15 protein-coding genes are annotated in these 18,191 nt (G+C 61.3%); 11 read left to right on the forward strand and 4 right to left on the reverse strand.

Features of this window, described 5'->3' with window-relative positions; genetic code table 11:
- Positions 1-10: 10 nt before the first annotated feature.
- From ACFFSY_RS03870 to ACFFSY_RS03885, 4 genes are read left to right on the forward strand one after another with little or no spacing between them, the layout of a single operon-like run.
- Entirely contained in the window at positions 11-1,249 is a 1,239-nt protein-coding gene (locus tag ACFFSY_RS03870) for a glycoside hydrolase family 88 protein (protein ID WP_377490162.1), read from the forward strand.
- On the forward strand, positions 1,239-2,795 hold the full coding sequence (locus ACFFSY_RS03875) for a lipopolysaccharide biosynthesis protein (RefSeq protein WP_377490165.1): 1,557 nt from the start codon (positions 1,239-1,241) through the stop codon (positions 2,793-2,795). The genes ACFFSY_RS03870 and ACFFSY_RS03875 overlap by 11 nt, the downstream gene beginning before the upstream one ends.
- Positions 2,792-3,862 (forward strand): UDP-glucose 4-epimerase GalE, encoded by a 1,071-nt coding sequence (gene galE, locus ACFFSY_RS03880; RefSeq protein WP_377490168.1) that lies wholly within the window; start codon positions 2,792-2,794, stop codon positions 3,860-3,862. Before ACFFSY_RS03875 ends, galE begins: the two co-directional genes overlap by 4 nt.
- A 50-nt stretch (positions 3,863-3,912) precedes the next feature.
- A complete protein-coding gene (locus ACFFSY_RS03885; RefSeq protein WP_377490171.1) occupies positions 3,913-5,085 on the forward strand; it encodes a DegT/DnrJ/EryC1/StrS family aminotransferase in 1,173 nt (390 codons plus the stop codon).
- Between the two features lie 596 nt (positions 5,086-5,681).
- On the opposite strand, the gene udk is transcribed toward ACFFSY_RS03885, so the two are convergent.
- Both udk and ACFFSY_RS03895 read right to left on the reverse strand, forming a co-directional pair.
- The gene (udk, locus tag ACFFSY_RS03890; protein ID WP_377490173.1) at positions 5,682-6,302 is read right to left on the reverse strand and encodes a uridine kinase; all 621 of its coding nucleotides are present in this window, start codon (positions 6,300-6,302) and stop codon (positions 5,682-5,684) included.
- 148 nt (positions 6,303-6,450) lie between these two features.
- Entirely contained in the window at positions 6,451-6,852 is a 402-nt protein-coding gene (locus ACFFSY_RS03895) for a hypothetical protein (RefSeq protein WP_377490176.1), read from the reverse strand.
- A gap of 204 nt (positions 6,853-7,056) precedes the next feature.
- Between ACFFSY_RS03895 and ACFFSY_RS03900 the strand changes: the two genes are divergently transcribed.
- The 7 genes from ACFFSY_RS03900 to ACFFSY_RS03930 all read left to right on the forward strand — a co-directional run bounded on the left by ACFFSY_RS03900 (position 7,057) and on the right by ACFFSY_RS03930 (position 15,180).
- Entirely contained in the window at positions 7,057-7,374 is a 318-nt protein-coding gene (locus ACFFSY_RS03900) for a thioredoxin family protein (protein ID WP_377490179.1), read from the forward strand.
- A gap of 43 nt (positions 7,375-7,417) precedes the next feature.
- Positions 7,418-8,071 (forward strand): peptide-methionine (S)-S-oxide reductase MsrA, encoded by a 654-nt coding sequence (msrA, locus tag ACFFSY_RS03905; protein WP_377490182.1) that lies wholly within the window; start codon positions 7,418-7,420, stop codon positions 8,069-8,071.
- 417 nt (positions 8,072-8,488) lie between these two features.
- Positions 8,489-10,291, forward strand: a complete 1,803-nt coding sequence (locus tag ACFFSY_RS03910) for a cache domain-containing sensor histidine kinase (RefSeq protein ID WP_377490185.1) — start codon at positions 8,489-8,491, stop codon at positions 10,289-10,291.
- Between the two features lie 128 nt (positions 10,292-10,419).
- Positions 10,420-11,955, forward strand: coding sequence for a response regulator (locus ACFFSY_RS03915; RefSeq protein ID WP_377490188.1), 1,536 nt, complete (start codon positions 10,420-10,422; stop codon positions 11,953-11,955).
- Between the two features lie 100 nt (positions 11,956-12,055).
- Entirely contained in the window at positions 12,056-13,408 is a 1,353-nt protein-coding gene (locus ACFFSY_RS03920; RefSeq protein WP_377490364.1) for an extracellular solute-binding protein, read from the forward strand.
- 18 nt (positions 13,409-13,426) lie between these two features.
- Complete coding sequence (locus ACFFSY_RS03925) at positions 13,427-14,305, forward strand: carbohydrate ABC transporter permease (protein ID WP_377490367.1); 879 nt, start codon at positions 13,427-13,429, stop codon at positions 14,303-14,305.
- 50 nt (positions 14,306-14,355) lie between these two features.
- Complete coding sequence (locus ACFFSY_RS03930; protein ID WP_377490370.1) at positions 14,356-15,180, forward strand: carbohydrate ABC transporter permease; 825 nt, start codon at positions 14,356-14,358, stop codon at positions 15,178-15,180.
- A 736-nt stretch (positions 15,181-15,916) separates the two neighbouring features.
- Here ACFFSY_RS03930 and ACFFSY_RS03935 read toward each other — a convergent pair.
- On the reverse strand, positions 15,917-16,714 hold the full coding sequence (locus ACFFSY_RS03935) for an energy-coupling factor transporter transmembrane component T family protein (RefSeq protein ID WP_377490191.1): 798 nt from the start codon (positions 16,712-16,714) through the stop codon (positions 15,917-15,919).
- Complete coding sequence (locus ACFFSY_RS03940) at positions 16,711-18,189, reverse strand: ABC transporter ATP-binding protein (RefSeq protein ID WP_446686126.1); 1,479 nt, start codon at positions 18,187-18,189, stop codon at positions 16,711-16,713. The genes ACFFSY_RS03935 and ACFFSY_RS03940 overlap by 4 nt, the downstream gene beginning before the upstream one ends.
- Positions 18,190-18,191 lie beyond the last annotated feature (2 nt).

Below are 18,191 nucleotides of genomic sequence, written 5' to 3' on the forward strand. Positions count from 1 at the left end.
GTGACTAATCATGTTTACACTCATCGTCATTCTCGCCCTGCTGCTGCTCGCGGTCGCTATTGCGGCCGCGTTCGACCTGATTCCGATGTGGAAGGATTGGTTCGGCCGCATCCACATCGGGCGTATGCCGCGGGAGCCGTGGACGGAGGCGGTTACCAAGACCGCGGCTAGTTGGCTTCGCCGCACGCCGACGATCCCGCTGACCGACAACAACCGGTTGATCGTGATCGACATGCTGCGGGGCAACTATCGGCGAGCCTCCATTCAACACTGGCAGGAAGCCGCGCTGCTGCTTGGCGCCGCGGAATACCTGTCCCGCCGCGATGACGCGGACGTCCGTGCCGCGGTTTCGCGGTATTTGGCGCGTACGTTCGACGCGGACGGCGGGTGGCGGCAGGCGCCGCGGCATGTCGATGCCGCGATTCTCGCGTACGCGGTCATGAAGCTGCCTGGCATCGACTTGGATCGATATAAGGGAGCGCTGGACGACGTTCGAACGATGATCGAGGAGCATGTCGGCGAGGACGGCACCGCTACGTACCGCAAAGGAATGACCGCCTACCGCTATGTCGACACGGTCGGGTTCATCTGTCCTTTCCTAGTGGCGTATGGCATCCGTTACGGGCATGCGGCAAGCGTCAATCTCGCGCTGACGCAGCTGACGGAATACGAACGGTATGGCCTGTCCACGCAGCTTGGCATCCCCTGCCATGCATACCGGGTGGATACGAAGGCGCCGCTCGGCTTGTACGGCTGGGGCCGGGGCTTGGGCTGGTATGCGATCGGGCTGGCGGACGCCTGGCGGGAGCTGTCTCAGGCGCACCCGGCGAAGCCCGCGCTAACAGCGTCGGTCGTTCGCTTCGCCAAGGCGGCGTCTTCCTTCCAACGGCCGGACGGCCGCTGGAATTGGACGGTCACCCGCCCGGAGGCGATTCCCGACTCGTCCGCGACCGCGACGCTTAGCTGGTTCATGCTGCAAGCATCGGATATCCCCGAGTTGGCGGAGGCTGCGCTGGAGAGCGCGGAAGCGGGTCTTCGCTATCTCATGAAGGCGACGCGACGCGACGGATCCGTCGACTACGCGCAAGGCGATACGAAGGATATCGGCGTCTATTCGTCGCGGTTCGGCATTTTGCCATTCGCGCAAGGGTTCGCCGTCCGGTGCGCGCACCGGTACGAGGCAATCCGGTCTGGCACGGGGCGGAAGACGGAAGAGGTCAGCCGGCGCGAGGTTCCGCATGCGGGTTAAATCGTCGCTGCTGAACATCTCGGCAGGTCTTGGGAACCAGTTGATCATCACGGCGCTCAGCTTCCTGTCGCGCAGCGTCTTCATCGGCACGCTCGGCATCGAATATTTGGGCGTGAACGGGCTGTTTACGAGCATGCTGGCCATGCTGTCGCTGGCGGAGGCAGGCATCGGCTCGAGCATCATCTACAGCTTGTACAAGCCGGTCGCCGATCGCGACGAGGAGCGGATTCTTCGGCTGATGCGCTTGTATCGCACCGCTTACCGGGCCATCGCGTTCGTCGTACTCGGTCTTGGGCTTGCGTTAATACCGTTCCTGCATTTGGTGGTCGGCAAGACGGATGTCGAGCATCTGTACGTCATCTACGGCGTGTTTCTGATGAATACGGTGCTGCCTTATTTCTTTCAATACAAACAGTCCTTCCTGAACGTCTCTCAGAAAGGGTACATCGTTACCGGCGTATACTCGGTGTCGCAGATCGTCTCCACGGCTTTGAAGATCGCAATTCTGACGTATACGGGCAATTACATCCTGTTTCTGGTAGCCGACTGCGTCATTACGCTCTTGACCTCGGTCCTGCTGGCGATTCTTGTCGAACGGCAATATCCTTTTCTGAAGAAAGGGCCGCAAGGCGCTCTTGACGCCGAGACCAAGGCAGGTATCATTAAAAATGTAAAAGCGATCGTGCTGCAAAATATCGGCATGTACATCGTGCTCAGCTCCGACAGCATCATCATCTCCGCGTTCGTCAGTTTGACCGCCGTCGGTCTGTACGCGAATTATAAAATGCTGATCGAGATCAGCCGCACGTTCCTGAATCAAATCTTCAACAATTTGTACCATAGCATCGGCAACCTGGTGGCGGAAGCAAACGGGGAGAAGGTGTACCGGATCTATAAGGTGACGATGCTGATGGGCTTCTGGCTCTACTCGCTGCTGGCGATCGCGATGCTCCTGCTCATCGAGCCGTTCCTGAACGCATGGCTGGGACAAGGGTTCCTGCTGGAGGCGGGCGTGCTGCCGGTGCTCATGCTGCTGTTCATGGAGCGGGGCATGCGCAATTCCATCGCGACCGTGAAGACGACGGCCGGCATCTTCCACCAGGACCGGTTCGCGCCGATCATCCAAGGCGGGATCAGCCTGGCGGCGTCGCTCGCGCTCGTGAAGATTCTTGGCATCGCGGGCGTATTCCTCGGCTCGCTGATCGGCGCGGTGGCCGTGCCGTTCTGGCTCACGCCGGCGCTCGTGTACCGGCACGTCTTCCAACGGCCCGCGCGTGACTACTTTGTCCGCTACGCCGGTTACATGGCGGTCGGAGCGGCAGCTTATGGCGCCGCCCGGTACGTCATCGGCTGGATCGGCGGGGAAGGGATGCTCGCGGTCGCGCTTCAGGCGATCCTCGTCGTGGCGACCGTTAACGCCGTCTACTTGGCGGTATTCTTCCGCACGGCCGAATTCCGTTATATTCGCAGCTTGATCGGCGGATTGGCCGCCCGACTTCCGTTCAGGGCCAAATCCGCGAAAACTTGGGGGGAGATTAAATCATGACCATTCTCGTTACCGGAGGCGCCGGATATATCGGCAGCCATACCTGCGTGGAGCTGCTGCAGGCAGGCTACGATATCGTCGTCGTCGACAATTTTGCGAATAGTACCCGAGAGGCGCTGAGCCGGGTATCCGAGATTACGGGCAAGCGCTTCCCGTTCTATCGGATCGATCTGCTCGACAGCGAGGCGCTCGACCATGTATTCACGATTCATAACATCGAAGCGGTCATTCACTTCGCCGGCTTGAAAGCCGTCGGCGAGTCCGTACAACAGCCGCTGCATTACTACCATACCAACATGACGGCCACGTTCAATCTGTGCGAGGTGATGAATCGCCACGGAGTGCGCCGCCTCGTCTTCAGCTCGTCGGCGACCGTCTACGGCTTGCCGGAGACCGTCCCGATCCCGGAGAGCCACCGTCTTTCGGCCACGAACCCTTACGGGCAGACGAAGCTCATGATCGAGCAGGTGCTGCGGGATTTGCACGTATCCGACCCGCGCTGGGCGATCTCGATTTTACGCTACTTTAATCCGATCGGCGCGCATGCCAGCGGCATGATCGGCGAGCATCCGTCCGGTATTCCGAACAATCTGATGCCTTATATAACGCAGGTCGCGGTCGGGAAGCGAGAGCGGCTGCAGGTATTCGGCGACGATTATCCGACCGTCGACGGAACCGGCGTGCGCGATTATATTCACGTCGTCGATCTGGCGAAAGGCCATTTGAAGGCGCTGGAGAAAGCGCTCGAGGAGCCGGGCATCGATGCGTTCAACCTCGGCACGGGCCAAGGCTACAGCGTGCTCGAACTCGTGCTCGCGTTCGAGCGGGTGACGGGACAGAGCGTGCCGTACGAGATCGTCGCCCGCCGTCCGGGCGATATCGCGGCGTGTTACGCCGATCCTGCCAAGGCGAAGGCCGTGCTCGGCTGGGAGGCTGAGCTTGGCATCGACGCGATGTGCGCGGACGCTTGGCGCTGGCAGGAGGGCAATCCGGAAGGATACCCGGGTGGAGACGATGCGGAAGACGACGGCGGCATCCTAGCGGGCGGGGCGCTCGCGAAGGACTAGTATAGCCATCTTATGGCGATGGCGTAGAGGAAAGGACGCGGTACAAGCCCATGAACGAAACGACGCCTTCGAGGCTCTACCTCTCGCCGCCGCATATGAGCGGCCGGGAGCAGGACTATCTGCAAGAAGCATTCGCCACGAACTGGATTGCGCCGCTCGGTCCGCACGTCGACCGCTTCGAGCGGGAGCTGGCCGGCTATGTCGGCATCGGCGGGGCCGCGGCGGTCTCGTCCGGCACGGCCGCGATCCATCTCGCGCTGCGCCTGCTGGGAACGACGCGAGGCGATACCGTGCTTTGCTCGAGCTTCACCTTCATCGCCAGCGCCAATCCGATTGTTTACGAAGGAGCGGAGCCGGTATTCATTGATTCCGAGCCGCAGTCGTGGAATATGTGCCCGGATGCGCTTGAGCGGGCGCTGTCCGACGCGGAGCGGGAGGGGCGGCTGCCGAAGGCCGTGATCGTCGTGAATCTGTACGGGCAGAGCGCCCGGATGGACCGTATTATTCCGTTGTGCGAGCGGTACGGCGTACCGGTCATCGAGGATGCGGCCGAGTCGCTCGGATCGACGTATCAAGGACAAGCGAGCGGCACGTTCGGCACGTTCGGCATCTACTCGTTCAACGGCAACAAGATTATTACGACCTCCGGCGGCGGCATGCTGGTCGGACAGGACGAGCAAGCGCTCGAGCAGGCGCGCTTCCTGGCGACGCAGGCGCGCGATGCCGCGCCTCACTATCAGCATAGCCAGGTTGGCTACAACTATCGGATGAGCAATCTGCTGGCCGGCGTCGGCCGGGCGCAGCTTGCCGTGCTGGATGAGCGCGTGGCCGCGCGGCGCGCCGTATTCGAACGGTATGTCCGGCTGCTGGCGGGTCTGCCGGGCATCTCGTTCATGCCGGAGCTGCCGGATTCGCGTTCGAATCGCTGGCTGACGGTGATCCGGCTCAATCCAGCCGAGTCGGGGGGCGTTACGGCGGCCGACGTGCTGAGCGCGCTCTCGGACGCCAACATCGAAGCTCGTCCAGTGTGGAAGCCGCTCCATCTGCAGCCGGTGTTCGCGGGGACGGCGTATTATCCGCACGCAGCCGGCCGCAGCTTCTGCGAGGAACTGTTCGCGGACGGGCTGTGCCTGCCGTCCGGCTCGGCGATGTCCGAGACGGAGCAGGAGCGGGTGGCAGCCGTCATCCGCGCGGTATTCGCGCGCGCCGCGCAGACGGTGTAGCGGAGCAGGCAAGTTGCAAGCCGCTTTGGCACAAGCTTACGCCGGGGCAGACGCGAACATGCGAGAAGCCGGGAACTGTACGTTGACGTACGGTTCCCGGCTTTTTTTGTGCTTGTCTTCGTGAACTGATGGTCGCCGGGCGCTAATGCAGCGCGAATTCCCAAGGGCCCTTAATGAGCAACGACCTCTCACCGGGGTCTCTTTGATCTCCTGCTTGATCCGAAATGCTGGCACGGTCAGCCTATGCCCGGCGAAACCTTTTTCACCAACGAGCCGCGCGCGGTCATAGTCCCCGATCCTGTGCCAAGCCGCCACGAACGTGTCGCTGACGCATTCCTCCACATCTTCTTTCGGAGCCAGCCCGCCTAATATTCGGCCGACCAGCCGGTACAGGCCGGGACCGTACATGTCCATGAGCGCCTCGAGCGCCGCGGGGTCGCGCGCTTTCAGCCCCGCCTCTAATTCCGAATCCGTTTGCTTCGCAAAAAAAAGCCGCCTTCGTCCTCCCAAGAGAACGAAAGCGGCCTGAACGGCAGGACGAATAACACGCGGCGGCAGCACGAGCGCCCGCGGTCCGTCAACTTCTTGAAGGGTCTCTACTGCTCGCCGGTCAAATACCGCTCCGTCAGGATCGACAGGAGCTGAATGCCGACTTCGTTATGTCCGCCTTCGGGAATAATCAGGTCGGCATATTTCTTCGACGGTTCAATGAACGCTTCGTGCATAGGCTTGACCGTCTTCAAGTACTGGTCGTGGATCGATTGAATCGTTCTGCCGCGCTCCTCGATATCCCGGAGCACCCGGCGCAGGATCCGCACGTCCGGATCGGTATCGACGAATACTTTAATATCGAGCATCGCCCGCAAATTCTCATCGGAGAGGACGTGAAGGCCTTCGAGGATGACGATCGGATTCGGGTTCAGCTCGACCGTGCGGTCCTGGAAGCGGGCGTGGGCGGAGAAGTCGTAGATCGGAGCTTGAGCCGCTTGTCCCTCTCTCAGCTGAGCGAGATGGGCGATAAGAAGCTCGTTATCGAAGACGAGCGGATGATCGTAATTAAGCGCCTCGCGTTCGGCAAACGTGAGATGCGGGTGGTCTTTATAGTAGTTGTCCTGGGAAATAAACGTCACTTTGTCCGACCCCAGACGGTCGATGACGGAGCGGGCGACCGTTGTTTTGCCGGAGCCGGTCCCGCCTGCGATACCAATGATAAGCATGGCGATTCAATAATCCTCCCTACGTGGATTGCGGATGCAATTCCAGTATTGTAGCATAGTGCGTTTATTTTTTCATCTGCGGGGAGCGAAAGGGGAGGCTGGCATCTTTTTGTAAAGGCGAAAGCCGTGCGTCGGCCGGACAAGCAGGTCACAGATCAGCGCCACCGACTCGCCGGTACCAATCCACAAGCGCGCGGCTCACCGCATTGCGCACGTCATCTTCATAGAAGGGACCGGAATACACGGTGACCGGCCAGCCGCGCCGCCATCCGTTCAGGCGCAGACCGGTAATCGTGACGGAGCTTGGCCGCTCGGAGGTAAAGGCGAGCCGATAGCCATGCTTCATAATCGTAACCCGGCTGATCCTGCTCTCGTGAGTCACGCGAGCCCAATGATCTCCGGCGAAAAGCTGATCGAGCAGCGGCGCCACAAGCGCTTGCGCCAAAGCGGCCGTCTGCGGCGGATCCGGCTCCTCGCCGTTCGCACGGGAAACATGCTTTAATACGTACAGGCCTTGCATATAAGCATTCTCATCCAGTGGTAATCCCATCCAAACCAACACCGCCTTATTTATATGTCGAGCGGCGGAAGCGAATGACGCGAAGCGTGAAGCAGGGTCGTCTTCGGCCGCTCATTACGCTATTCTATTAACAGGACTTCATATTGTTGCGGGATCATAGATTCGAGGGGAGCCCATTTCATAGAAACGCGATCGTTGTCTAGAGAAGAAGGCATTCATGGAAGGTGGAGGCAAGTGGCGATACAAGCAATCGAAGAAGAAGAATGGCTGCGGCTCTCGCGCATCGGCCCGGGCTGGGACGCGGTGCTGTTCACGACGCCTCTGTGCGGAACGTGCAAAGTAGCGGAGCGGATGCTCGAGGTCGCCGATGCGGCGGGCGAATCGGCCACGCTGTACCGGATCAATCTGAATTTCGCGCCCGTGCTGCGGGAGCGGTGGCAGATCGAGAGCGTGCCCTGCTTGGCGCTCGTGCATCAGGGTAAGCTAATGCGAAAGGAATACGCGATGCGTTCGGTCGATTATTTGCACCGGATGCTGCGGGAGCTGCCTTAGGTAGCCGGGAGCTGGCGAAAGACAAGAGGAGGAGGGATTAAGGATGACGAGGGAACGGGAAGTCTCCAACTACGGCGGGCAGGGCGAGCACGTTACCTTTGGCATGGGCTGCTTCTGGTCGCCGGATGCGCTGTATGGTTCGCGGCCAGGCGTCGTGCGCACCCGTGTCGGTTACGCGGGGGGCACGGCGGAGGAGCCGACCTATCGCCAGATGGGCGATCATACGGAGACGGTGGAGGTTGAGTTCGATCCTCGCATCGTGTCGTTCACTGAGCTGGCGGAGCTGTTCTGGGACAGCCACAATCCTTCGAACATCAACGGCTACAAGGGGCGGCAGTATCAATCGCTGCTATTCTACCGGAACGCGGAGCAGCAAGCCGCGATCGAATCCGTCCTAGCCGGGCGGCGCGCCAGAGGGCTGCCGGAGCCGGCGACCGAGATCATCCCGTATGGCGGCTTCCACCTGGCAGAAGAGAAGCATCAGAAATATTACCTGAAACGGCACCCGGACGCGCTGGCCAAGCTGTCCGCGGCGTTCCCAGACGAGGCGCTCACCGGCAGCACACTGGCGGCCCGATTGAACGGGCTGGCCAAAGGGTACACGAACCGGGAACGCATTGTTGCTGAATTGGCGGGCGGGGCGGATGCGGAGGAGGCGGCACGGCTCACAGCGCTGGTGAAATCGATCAAATGGTAGTCGCGGGTCATCCCCTGGGCAATCGCGGGGAGAGGTTGAGAGAAGCGGCCAGTCAAGCGCCGGGGGTGAGTTGGGCAGCTACCGTTTCGCCCGTTATAGTACGGACATGTCAATCGCGGAAGCGCGTGATGGAGGGGCTTGCAAAGGGTGGGGACATACATACCTCCGTATGCGGCGCACGGTACGAGTTCGTGCCGGCCGAATTCTCTTTCCATCCCGCAGGCGTCCTACTTTTCAAGTAGGCACCCCGGACGAAGTATGGTAAGATGGACGTTGAATTTTTGAAAGCGCTTCCTAATAAAATCGTTTATCCCCTTCCTCTTCCTATGTTATGTTAAGTAAAGTAACATAAATAAAGAATAATCACGAAATATATAACACTCTCATAACACTAATGCCGCAGACCGGGGTGAAACCATGGAAAATTGGCTCGGCCGCTCGCTCAAACATAAGCTGTCGCTCCTTATCATAATGGCCACGCTCGTGCCGCTGCTGTCGCTGGGCTGGTTCTCGTACAAGATCGCGGAAGGGCTGACCGAGGAGAAGGCGAAGAGCGCCGGCATGAATACGCTCCGTCAGTTGGAGGCCTATTTGGACACGATGGTCAAGGATGCGGAGAACATGTCGCTCTTCCTGATCGGGCATAGCGGGGTCCAGCAATACTTAAAATCGCCGGATGGCAACTACGTGCTGCAGACCTCAATTATCAACTTCCTCACGAACCTTGCGTTCTCGAAGCCGTACGTCGCCAACATCATCATCGAACCGCTCGACGCCAAGCGTCCGATCTCCCAGCGGCCGGTCGTGCGCTCCGAGTTCACCGACATCACGACGATTATACCCGACTATTACAAGCAGCATCCCAAATGGTGGTCCAACGTTCACCGTCAGTGGACGACCGACGGCGTTCGCAAGGTCATTACGCTCGCCCGGCCGATCCGCAGCACCGACAAATATAAGCCGATCGGCAAGCAGCAGATTAATCTCGACCAGACGGTCATCGCGAAGCAGGTTCGTTCCGCGCTCATGGAGAACAGCGGCTTCGTGCTGCTGCTCGACGAGCAGAACCGGCTGATCGCGGGGCCGGACGAGTGGGAGACGAGCGTCCCGATCACCGAGTATTATCCCGGCCTTCCCGCACTGGACGGGGGCAGCGGTACCCTCGACTATGGCCGAGGCGCCGAGAAGAAGACCGTCTTGTACAAGAAGCTTGCCGGCGTCAACTGGAAGCTGGTCGGCATCATTCCGGCGAGGGAGTACCGCAAGCAGAATGAATATTTCCTGACGCTGACGGCGGTGGCGGTCATGATCGCCATGATGTTCGTCATTGTCTTCGTCGTGTTCCTCATCCAGCGGATTACGAAGCCGCTGTCGGTGCTGACCCGTTTTCTGAAAAGCGCAAGTCCCGACGAGCCGCTGCCCGTGCTCCCGGTCACGACGATCGACGAGGTTGGTCAGCTCGTCGTCAGCTATAACAAGCTGAGCTCGCGCATCATCAAGCTGACCGAAGAGGTGAAGCGCAACGAATCGCTCAAGAAAGAGGCGGACATGCACGCGCTGCAGGTGCAGATCAATCCGCATTTTCTGTATAACACGCTATCGTCGATTCACTGGCTGGCGCTCATGAACCAGGATGCCAAGATCGCCGACATGGTCGGGTCGCTCAGCGATTTCCTGCGGTTCAGCCTCAACAAAGGCCAGGAGTACTGCTCCGTCCAGCAGGAGCTGATGCACGTGCAGAATTACGTGCGCATCCAATCCATTCGTTACCCGGATAAATTCGACTTTCAGCTGCGGCTTGCCGAAGGGATTGGCGAGCAGACGATGCTGAAGCTGCTGCTGCAGCCGCTGGTCGAGAACGCGATGCTGCACGGGCTGCTGCCCAAGGAGGGGCCGGGTCTTATTCGAATCACGGTTGCCGAAGAAGCGCAGGCGCTCCGCTTCCGGGTGGAGGACGACGGCGCCGGCATGGACGAGGAGCGCATGAACGAGCTGCGCGCCCAGCTCGCCGGCATTCCGCTGGAGGCGCAGGAGCGTTCCCCGCAAGGGAGCTACGGCCTGCGCAACGTGCACAATCGGCTGCTGCTTCACTATGGCAAGGAAGCGGGGCTGTCCATCGCTAGTCGCAAAGGGGGCGGGACGAGGGTGCAATTCACGATTCCGCGTCTGCCCGGTCAAGCTGCGGAACTCGCAGCGGGGGGACCCGAGGCGCCAGGGTAGGAGCAGGGGGATCGCGGATGATCATGAAGTGAACTGGAGTCCGCTCGCTCAACCTGGCACATTGACTCGTTTCGGTTGGTAGACATCCATTCATGCACGAATTCGATTTTTGCAAAGGGGGGATCCGCGTGAAAGTACTAATCGTCGATGACGAGGTGATTATCCGCAGCGGGCTGAGCACGGTCATTCGCTGGGAGGAGAACGGCTTCGCGCCGCTGGCGCCGGCCGCCTCCGCGGAGGAGGCGCTGCTGCGCATCCCGGTGGAACGGCCGGACATTATTCTGACCGACATCCGGATGACCGGCAAGAGCGGCATCGAGATGGCGCGCGAAGTGAAAGCCGACTATCCCGAGACGGAGATTATCGTCATCTCGGGCTTCGACGAATTCGCGTACGCCCAGCAGGCGCTGCGGGAAGGCGTCAGCGATTATTTGCTGAAGACGAGCCGGCCGGACGAGATCCTGGCCGCTGCGCGCAAGGCGGCGGAGCGTCTCGCCAAGCGGCGGGATGCCGAGCGTACTAGCCGCGAGCAGGAGCAGGCTATCCGCCGCGGCTGGCTGGCCAAGCTGCTGACGGGCGGCGTGCAGATGGGGGCTGGCGAGGCTTCGAGCGAGCTATGGCGGCATTATCCGCAGCTGCGGCCTGAAGCGGCGGATCAGCGGCTGCAGGTCTGGCTGCTTCAGGTGATTGGCGGCGCGGAAGCGGATTTCGCGATCGAGCGGTTGGGCGAGCAATTCGAACGCGAGCTCCCCTGTGCCTGGATACCGTGGGAAGCGGGCTTGCTGCTGCTGGTCCGGCTTGCGCCGCGCAAGGATGCCCCGAATCGGGCCGAGGCTGTAATCGTCCGTGTCTGCGATCGTACCGACGCGCCCGTCTTCGCCGCATGCGGGCTACCCGTCGCCCAGCCGGCTGCGCTGAAGGAGGCGCTGGACACCGCCGCGGCAGCGTCGCGTTACCGGTGGCTGATGCCAAATGCGGCGATCGTGCGTTACGGCGACGTCGCGGGGCGCGCCGGCATGCGCGGCGTCTGCAAGGACGAGGAGGAAGCCGCGCTCTCGGCGGTGTTACGCGCCGGAGATGGCGATGCGCTGCGGGCCTATGCCGCGGAGCGGCTGCATGCGATCCGGCAGGACCCGCAGGCGACGCCCGCCACCGCTCTAGCCTACCTGCATTCGCTGCTCGTGACGGCCAGCCGCTGGCTGGAGCGGGCGGCGGCCTCTATCGGGCAAGAACGTCCGCTGCCGGCCGGCGCGGCCGTAGACCCGGGCGAGCTGGAAGCCCGACCCGAATCGACGCTGCTTGCGCAGCTGGAGCGCGTCATGGCGCAGTATCGCGATATGGTCGCGGGGACGAACCCGGTGCGCCAAGCGATCGCCTACATTCACGATCACCTCGACCAGAGCCTCTCGCTCCATCAGGTCGCCAAGCACGTGCATATGAATCCGAATTATTTCAGCGAGATGTTCAAGCGCGAGACCGGGCAGAACTATCTCGAATTCGTCACGCAGGCGAAGCTGCGCCGCGCGATGATTTTGCTGGCCGAGACGCCGGCCAAGGTGAGCGAGGTCGCGAGCCGGATCGGCTACGAGGACACCAAATATTTTAACCGGCTGTTCAAGAAATTCACGGGGCAGACGCCTTCCGAATACCGGAGCAACTGCTGAAAATCGTCCCTCTATCATCTGAATTCTATCCCCTACTGGCCGCGGCCATCCTCTCCTATACTGAAAGCATCCAAAGACACAAGGGGGATTGACGATGAAGATATCGCAAGCAAGCCGCGCGGGTCTTGCGCTCGCGCTCGCATCGATGATGCTGGCCGCCTGCAGCGGCAATAACGAAGGTGGCGGTGCCAACGGCAGCGCGCCAACGTCGGATGCGTCCGGGAACGGCGGCAAGCAGGAGAAGGTCAAGCTGACGCTTTGGCACAATTTTGCCGGAGACGACCTTCGCGCCAAGACGGTCCGCAGCTTCATTGACCAGTTCAAGCAGGATAACCCGGACGTCGAGCTGGACGCGCAGGCGATCCCGCCGGACGGCTACCGCCAGCGCCTTGCGACAGTCGCCGCGGCGAACGAAATGCCGGATCTCTCCTTCGTCTACGCGGGCAGCCACTCGGCCGAGCTGTACAAAGCGGGCCTGCTGCAGCCCATAACCGGGCTGATCGACGCCAATCCGGAGTGGAAGGGCAAGTTCCTGTCGGGCGCGTTCGACCCGTACACGTTCGAGCCGAACCAGATCTACACCGCACCGCTCGGCATGTCCGCGACGTCGATCCTATATTACAATACCTCCTTGTTCGAGAAATATAGCGTGAAGGTGCCGACGACGTGGGACGAGATGCTCGCCGCGATCAAGACGTTCAACGATAATGGCGTGACGCCGATCGCGCTTGGCAATAAAGCGCCGTGGGTGGCGCAGTCGACGATTATCGGCTCGCTGGCCGACCGGGTGACCGGCACGGAGTGGTTCAAGAATGCCGCCGTGCAGAAGGACGCCAAGTTCACCGATCCGCAGTTCGTCGAGGCGCTTGGCTACTTCAAGCAGCTCGTCGATAACAAGGCGTTCCAAGAGGGCGCCAACAGCATCGACAACACGCAGGCGGAACAATATTTCATCCAGGGCAACGCGGCGATGATGGTGAGCGGCGCGTGGACGCTGACGAATCTGGCGGCCGCGGCGAGCGAAGAGCAGATGAAGCCGATCGACGTCACGGTGCTGCCGGCGATCCCGGGCGGCAAAGGCGACGCGAATACGATTACCGGCGGCGCGGGCGGCGGTCTTGCGCTGAGCAGCCGGACGACGGGCGCGGCGAAGGAAGCGGCGCTCAAGCTGATCTACGCGCTGAGCGGACCGGAGGCGCAGAAGGCGATCGCCGAGAGCAATTCCATGGTCATGTACGACACCGAGATCGACCAATCGAAGGTCACGTCGCTGTACTACAAAGCATTCAACCTCGTGAAGAAGACGGGCATCACGCCGGTGTACGACGCCATCCTCTCCGCTGAGAGTGCAGAAGCGCTCAACAATGGTCTGCAGGAGCTGATGATGGGCGGCAAGCCGGAGGACGTCGCGCAGAAGGTACAGGACGCGCAGGCCCGAGCGGTCACCCCGTAAGGAGGCGGTAGCATGGGTATGGCACCCGCAGTACGAAGCCGGGGGTTCATCGCGCTCGCGCTGCTCCCGGCGCTGCTCCTCTTCCTGGTGTTCGTCATCGTCCCGATCTTCTGGTCGGCGTACTACGGGCTGTTCGACTGGAAAGGCCTGGGCAGCGCCAAATTCATCGGACTCGGCAACTATGAGGAGATTTTGCAGGATAACATTTTTTGGCGGGCGCTCAAGAACAATCTGATTCTCGTGGCGTCCTCCATCGTCGGCCAGATCCCGATCGCGCTGCTGCTTGCGCTGCTGCTCATGCGGAACACGCTGTTCTCGCGGTTCATCCGCTCGGCGGTGTTCATGCCGATGGTGCTCTCCACCGTCGTCGTCGGTCTCATCTGGGGGTATATCTACCATCCGCAGTTCGGCTTGGCGAACACCGTGTTGGAATGGCTTGGGCTCGAGTCGTGGACGCGAGCGTGGCTGTCCGATCCGAAGGTGAACATGCTCGCGGTGTCGATTCCGATCAACTGGAGCAACGTTGGCCCGTACCTGATCATTTTCATCGCCGCTTTGCAAAATATTTCGTCCGAAATCGACGATGCCGCCAAGATCGACGGCGCCGTCGGCTGGCGGAAGCTGGTCTCGGTCACGCTGCCGATGATCTGGGGAACGGTCGTCGTCTCGCTCGTGCTGTGCATCTCGGGCAGCCTTAAGGCGTTCGACCACGTCATCGTCATGACCGGCGGCGGACCGGCGCAATCGACGGAGCTGCTCGCCACTTATATGTACAACAACACGTTCGACGTATACCGCTACGGCTACGGTTCGGCGGTATCGACCATGATCATCGTCATCAGCGCCCTGCTCATCGGGCTCCAGTACGCGCTGACCGGCCGGAAGAAGGAGGGGTAGGCGTGGAGACGAATGCGACGACGGGGCCGGCGAAGCTTGCGGGCGTCAAGCTGGCGCTGCGGGCCGGCGGCGGTTTGGTCAAGGTGCTGCTGACCGTGTACGCTTTGCTAACGTTGTATCCGCTGTACTGGCTGTTCATCAGCGCGTTCAAGACGAATCAAGATTTCTTCAACCGGCCATACGGGCTGCCGCATACGTGGATGAAAGAGAACATCGTCCGCGCGTGGGAGCTAGGCAATATGGGGAGAGCGATGTTCAACTCGGCTTTCGTCACCGTCACGGCCGTGCTGCTGACGATCGTGCTGGGCGTGCTGGCGGCTTATGCGCTCTCGCGGTTCGATTTTCGCTTCAAAAAGGCGATCGTCGCCTTGTTCCTGGCCGGCCTGCTCATCCCGATCCACAGCACGCTCGTGCCGCTGTTCATCATGATGAAGAAGCTGCATTTGCTCGATACGTACGGGGCGCTCATTCTACCCTATACGGCATTCGAGCTGCCAATCGCGATTTTCCTGGCGATGGCGTACATGGCCTCGATTCCGCGGGAGATCGAAGAAGCGGCGATGATCGACGGCAGCGGCTGGTGGCGCATCTTCGGCAGCCTTATTCTGCCGCTGTGCATGCCGATCGTCGCGACGATTGCTATTCTCGCGTTCCTGCGGTTCTGGAATGACTTCTCGTTCGCGCTCGTCTTCATCAACACCCAGTCGCTCAAGACGCTGCCGCTTAGTCTCTCGCTGTTCTCCGACGGCTTCGGCACGGATTACGCTCTGACCATGGGCGCGATGGCGATTGCCGTCATCCCGACCATCGTCATCTATCTGCTCATGCAGGAGCAGATTATGAAGGGCATGGTGGCGGGCTCGGTGAAAGGGTAAGGGGCCGCTGGCGATGGTTGAGGAAAAGCAGCGAAGATAGCGCAGGTAGATGGCGGAAGGAAGAAGGTCACGCAAGCGCCGAAAGCGCTCGCGCTCGTCTTGTCCAACGAGGGACAAGGTAGCGCGAGCGTATTTTTGTAGCGGCGTGCGAGTCGCAAATGGAGGCGGCGGAGCGATAGCAACGTGAGCGTCGCTATTGGCAGGAAGCGTGGCTGTTGGTGGAGCGATAGCGACATGGGCGTCGCTATTGGCAGGAAGCGTGGCTGTTCGCGGAGCGATAGCGACGTGAGCGTCGCTATTGGCAGGAAGCGAGGCTGTTGGTGGAGCGATAGCGACATGGGCGTCGCTATTGGCAGGAAGCGTGGCTGTTGGTGGAGCGATAGCGACATGTGTGTCGCTATTGGCTGGAAGCGTGGCTGTTCGCGGAGTGGTAGCGACCCGGAAAATCTGACCGTAGCTGTTGCGCTCATCATCAACTGCCACACTTTCTAACCGCCACGCCGTCACACCGCCACGCCGCCGCACCGCCAGACCACCGCACCGCCAAACCGCCAAACCGCCAAACCGCCGCACCGCCAAACCGCGCGCCACCGCACCTCCATGCCGTCACGCCGTCAAGCCTCACACCGCCACACGCGCGCACCACGCCGTCAATCCACACGCCACGTGGCCACGCTGCAATACAAAAGGCCGTCCCTGCGCCATGATGCAAGGACGGCCTTTGCTTGCAGCCCGCTTACCCCCGCACATCCGTACTGGCGACATACGGCCAATGGCCGCCGATCCAGAAGGCGAGCAGCACGATGGCCGTTAACGCGAGTACGAAGACGATGTCCCATGCGGAGAATCCGACGCGATAATAATACGTGCGCTCCGCTTCGCTCACGAAGCGCTTCGACTCCATCGCGACGGCGACGCGCTGCGCCCGCCGGATGCTTTGCGCCAGCAGCGGGATGGCATAACGCTGAATCGTGAGATACAGCCCGCGTGGCGTCCAGCCAGCGCGGACGCCGCGTACGAGCAGGGCATGACGCAGCGTCTGCAGCTCCTCGGCCATGAGCGGGAGCATCCGCATGGCGGCCAGGAAGCTGTAGGCATACTTGGGCGGCAGCCGGTACTGCTGCATAAGCGAGTAGAACAAGTAGACCGGCCGCGTCGTCAGCCCGAACAATAGTCCGGCCCCCGCCATGTTGAGCGCGCGGAAGCCCAGATGAAGCCCGCGGTAAAAGCTTTCCTCGGTCACATGAATAAGGCCATAGCGGAACCACGTCGTCTCGCCGGTGCCGAACATGGCCATGCCGGCCGAGCTCGAGACGAAGACGAGCAGGAACGGCGAGGCATAGAGCAGCAGACGCCGCCAAGGATGTCCGGAACAGACCGCGATGAGCAGGAGCAAGCCGAAAGTCATGTTCATGAGCGAGTTCAAATTATGCACGAGCATGACGACGACGAACAAGGCGAGGAACGCCGCCAGCTTGACGCCGGGATTGACGCGGTGCAGCCACGTCTCCCGGAAGGGAAAGGTCAGGTTCATGGCCGCGTCACCGCCTTGTCCATGATTTGCGCAAGCTGCCCGGATGCGACCTGCCAGATTTGCGAAGCATAATGCCGGACGATCTCCTCGTCATGGGTAATCATAATGATGGCGTACCCTTCCCTGCGAAGCTGCGTCAGGCGCTCCAGCATGGCGAACGTGTTGCGTGCGTCCAAGCCGAAGGTCGGCTCGTCGAGCAGCAGCAGCTTTTGCCCCCGTTCGATCGAGACGGCGACGCTCAGCCGGCGCTTCTGCCCCATCGAGAGCTGATACGGATGGCGATGGCGGTATGGCAGCAGCTGGAACCGGTCCAGCACGTCGCCGATGTGCGCCAATCGGGCTTCGCGGGACAATTTGGCCCCCGGTATGGAGTAGCCGACCTCCTCCTCCACGCTGCCCGCAATGAACTGGAACTCGGGATTTTGAAAAACGAAGGCGACCTCGTCGGCCAGCTGCTTCGTCGACTTGCGGTTACGCCCGTTCACGAGCGCGGCGCCCTCCGTGCGGATCAGCTTCATGATGGATAACAGCAGCGAGCTTTTGCCAGCGCCGTTCTCGCCGACCACGCATACCCAGTCGCCTGCATGCACCTGCGCCCGTTCCGCCTCGATAGCGACCGCTCCTCCCCGATAGCCGCGCAGACCATCCAGCTGAAGCAAGGGGGTGCCGACCTTTCGCGAAATTAACCCATCGGCATCAGCAGCATGCTCCTCGGGAGCAGATGCCTTCATGCCTTCGAGGTAATCCTCCCACACGCCCGGATACCAAATGCCGTCCGCGATCAGCCGGTCCTTATGCCGCTCGAACACGTCCGCAGGCTTCCCGTCGGCCACGATCGCGGCGTCGGCCGACAGAATGACGACGCGGTCGATCCAGCCGACGATTTCCGCGATTTTGTGCTCGACGATGACGACGGTGCGGCCGGTGGTATTCGTCTTCAGCGCTTCCCACACCTGCTTGGTGCCAGCCGGGTCAAGCAGCGCCGTCGGCTCGTCGAGCAGCCAGACATCGGGACTGAGGGCGAGGGCGGATGCGATGGCCAGACGCTGCTTCATCCCTTGCGAGAGGCTTTGGATCAGCGTGTGCGGATCCTGGAGGTGAAGGCCGACGGCTTCCAGCAGGGCGGTCATGCGCGCAGGCATCTCCGCCGGCGGCACGCGCAGATTCTCCATGACGAACGCCAATTCTTCGTCGACGTAAGGCATGCAGAACTGCGCGTCCGGATCCTGGAATACGTAGCCTGCCCGCTCCGGCAGCCTCGCACTGTCGTGCTTCATCGGCAGCCCGATGGAGTGGGGGACGATACCGCTCAACACCTGCAGCAGGGTGGACTTGCCGCAGCCGCTCGGCCCGAGCAGCAGCACCCGTTCGCCGGGCGAAATAGAAAGAGACAGCCCCTTAAAAAGCAGGCCGTCTTCTCCCGGGTATTTCAAACGCAAATTGTCGATCTGTACGCGCGCGGCGCCGTCGTTCATGA

The sequence above is a fragment of the Paenibacillus aurantiacus genome, from assembly GCF_042431225.1.
GTDB lineage: Bacteria > Bacillota > Bacilli > Paenibacillales > Paenibacillaceae > Paenibacillus_Z > Paenibacillus_Z aurantiacus.

What these genes read in the sequence shown, in the direction of transcription:
- ACFFSY_RS03870 (WP_377490162.1), top strand. Translation starts at nt 11, where the DNA reads ATGTTTACACTCATCGTCATTCTCGCCCTGCTGCTGCTCGCGGTCGCT.
- ACFFSY_RS03875 (WP_377490165.1), top strand. Translation starts at nt 1,239, where the DNA reads ATGCGGGTTAAATCGTCGCTGCTGAACATCTCGGCAGGTCTTGGGAAC.
- galE (WP_377490168.1), top strand. Translation starts at nt 2,792, where the DNA reads ATGACCATTCTCGTTACCGGAGGCGCCGGATATATCGGCAGCCATACC.
- ACFFSY_RS03885 (WP_377490171.1), top strand. Translation starts at nt 3,913, where the DNA reads ATGAACGAAACGACGCCTTCGAGGCTCTACCTCTCGCCGCCGCATATG.
- udk (WP_377490173.1), bottom strand. Translation starts at nt 6,302, where the DNA reads ATGCTTATCATTGGTATCGCAGGCGGGACCGGCTCCGGCAAAACAACG.
- ACFFSY_RS03895 (WP_377490176.1), bottom strand. Translation starts at nt 6,852, where the DNA reads ATGGGATTACCACTGGATGAGAATGCTTATATGCAAGGCCTGTACGTA.
- msrA (WP_377490182.1), top strand. Translation starts at nt 7,418, where the DNA reads ATGACGAGGGAACGGGAAGTCTCCAACTACGGCGGGCAGGGCGAGCAC.
- ACFFSY_RS03910 (WP_377490185.1), top strand. Translation starts at nt 8,489, where the DNA reads ATGGAAAATTGGCTCGGCCGCTCGCTCAAACATAAGCTGTCGCTCCTT.
- ACFFSY_RS03925 (WP_377490367.1), top strand. Translation starts at nt 13,427, where the DNA reads ATGGCACCCGCAGTACGAAGCCGGGGGTTCATCGCGCTCGCGCTGCTC.
- ACFFSY_RS03935 (WP_377490191.1), bottom strand. Translation starts at nt 16,714, where the DNA reads ATGAACCTGACCTTTCCCTTCCGGGAGACGTGGCTGCACCGCGTCAAT.
- ACFFSY_RS03940 (WP_446686126.1), bottom strand. Translation starts at nt 18,189, where the DNA reads ATGAACGACGGCGCCGCGCGCGTACAGATCGACAATTTGCGTTTGAAA.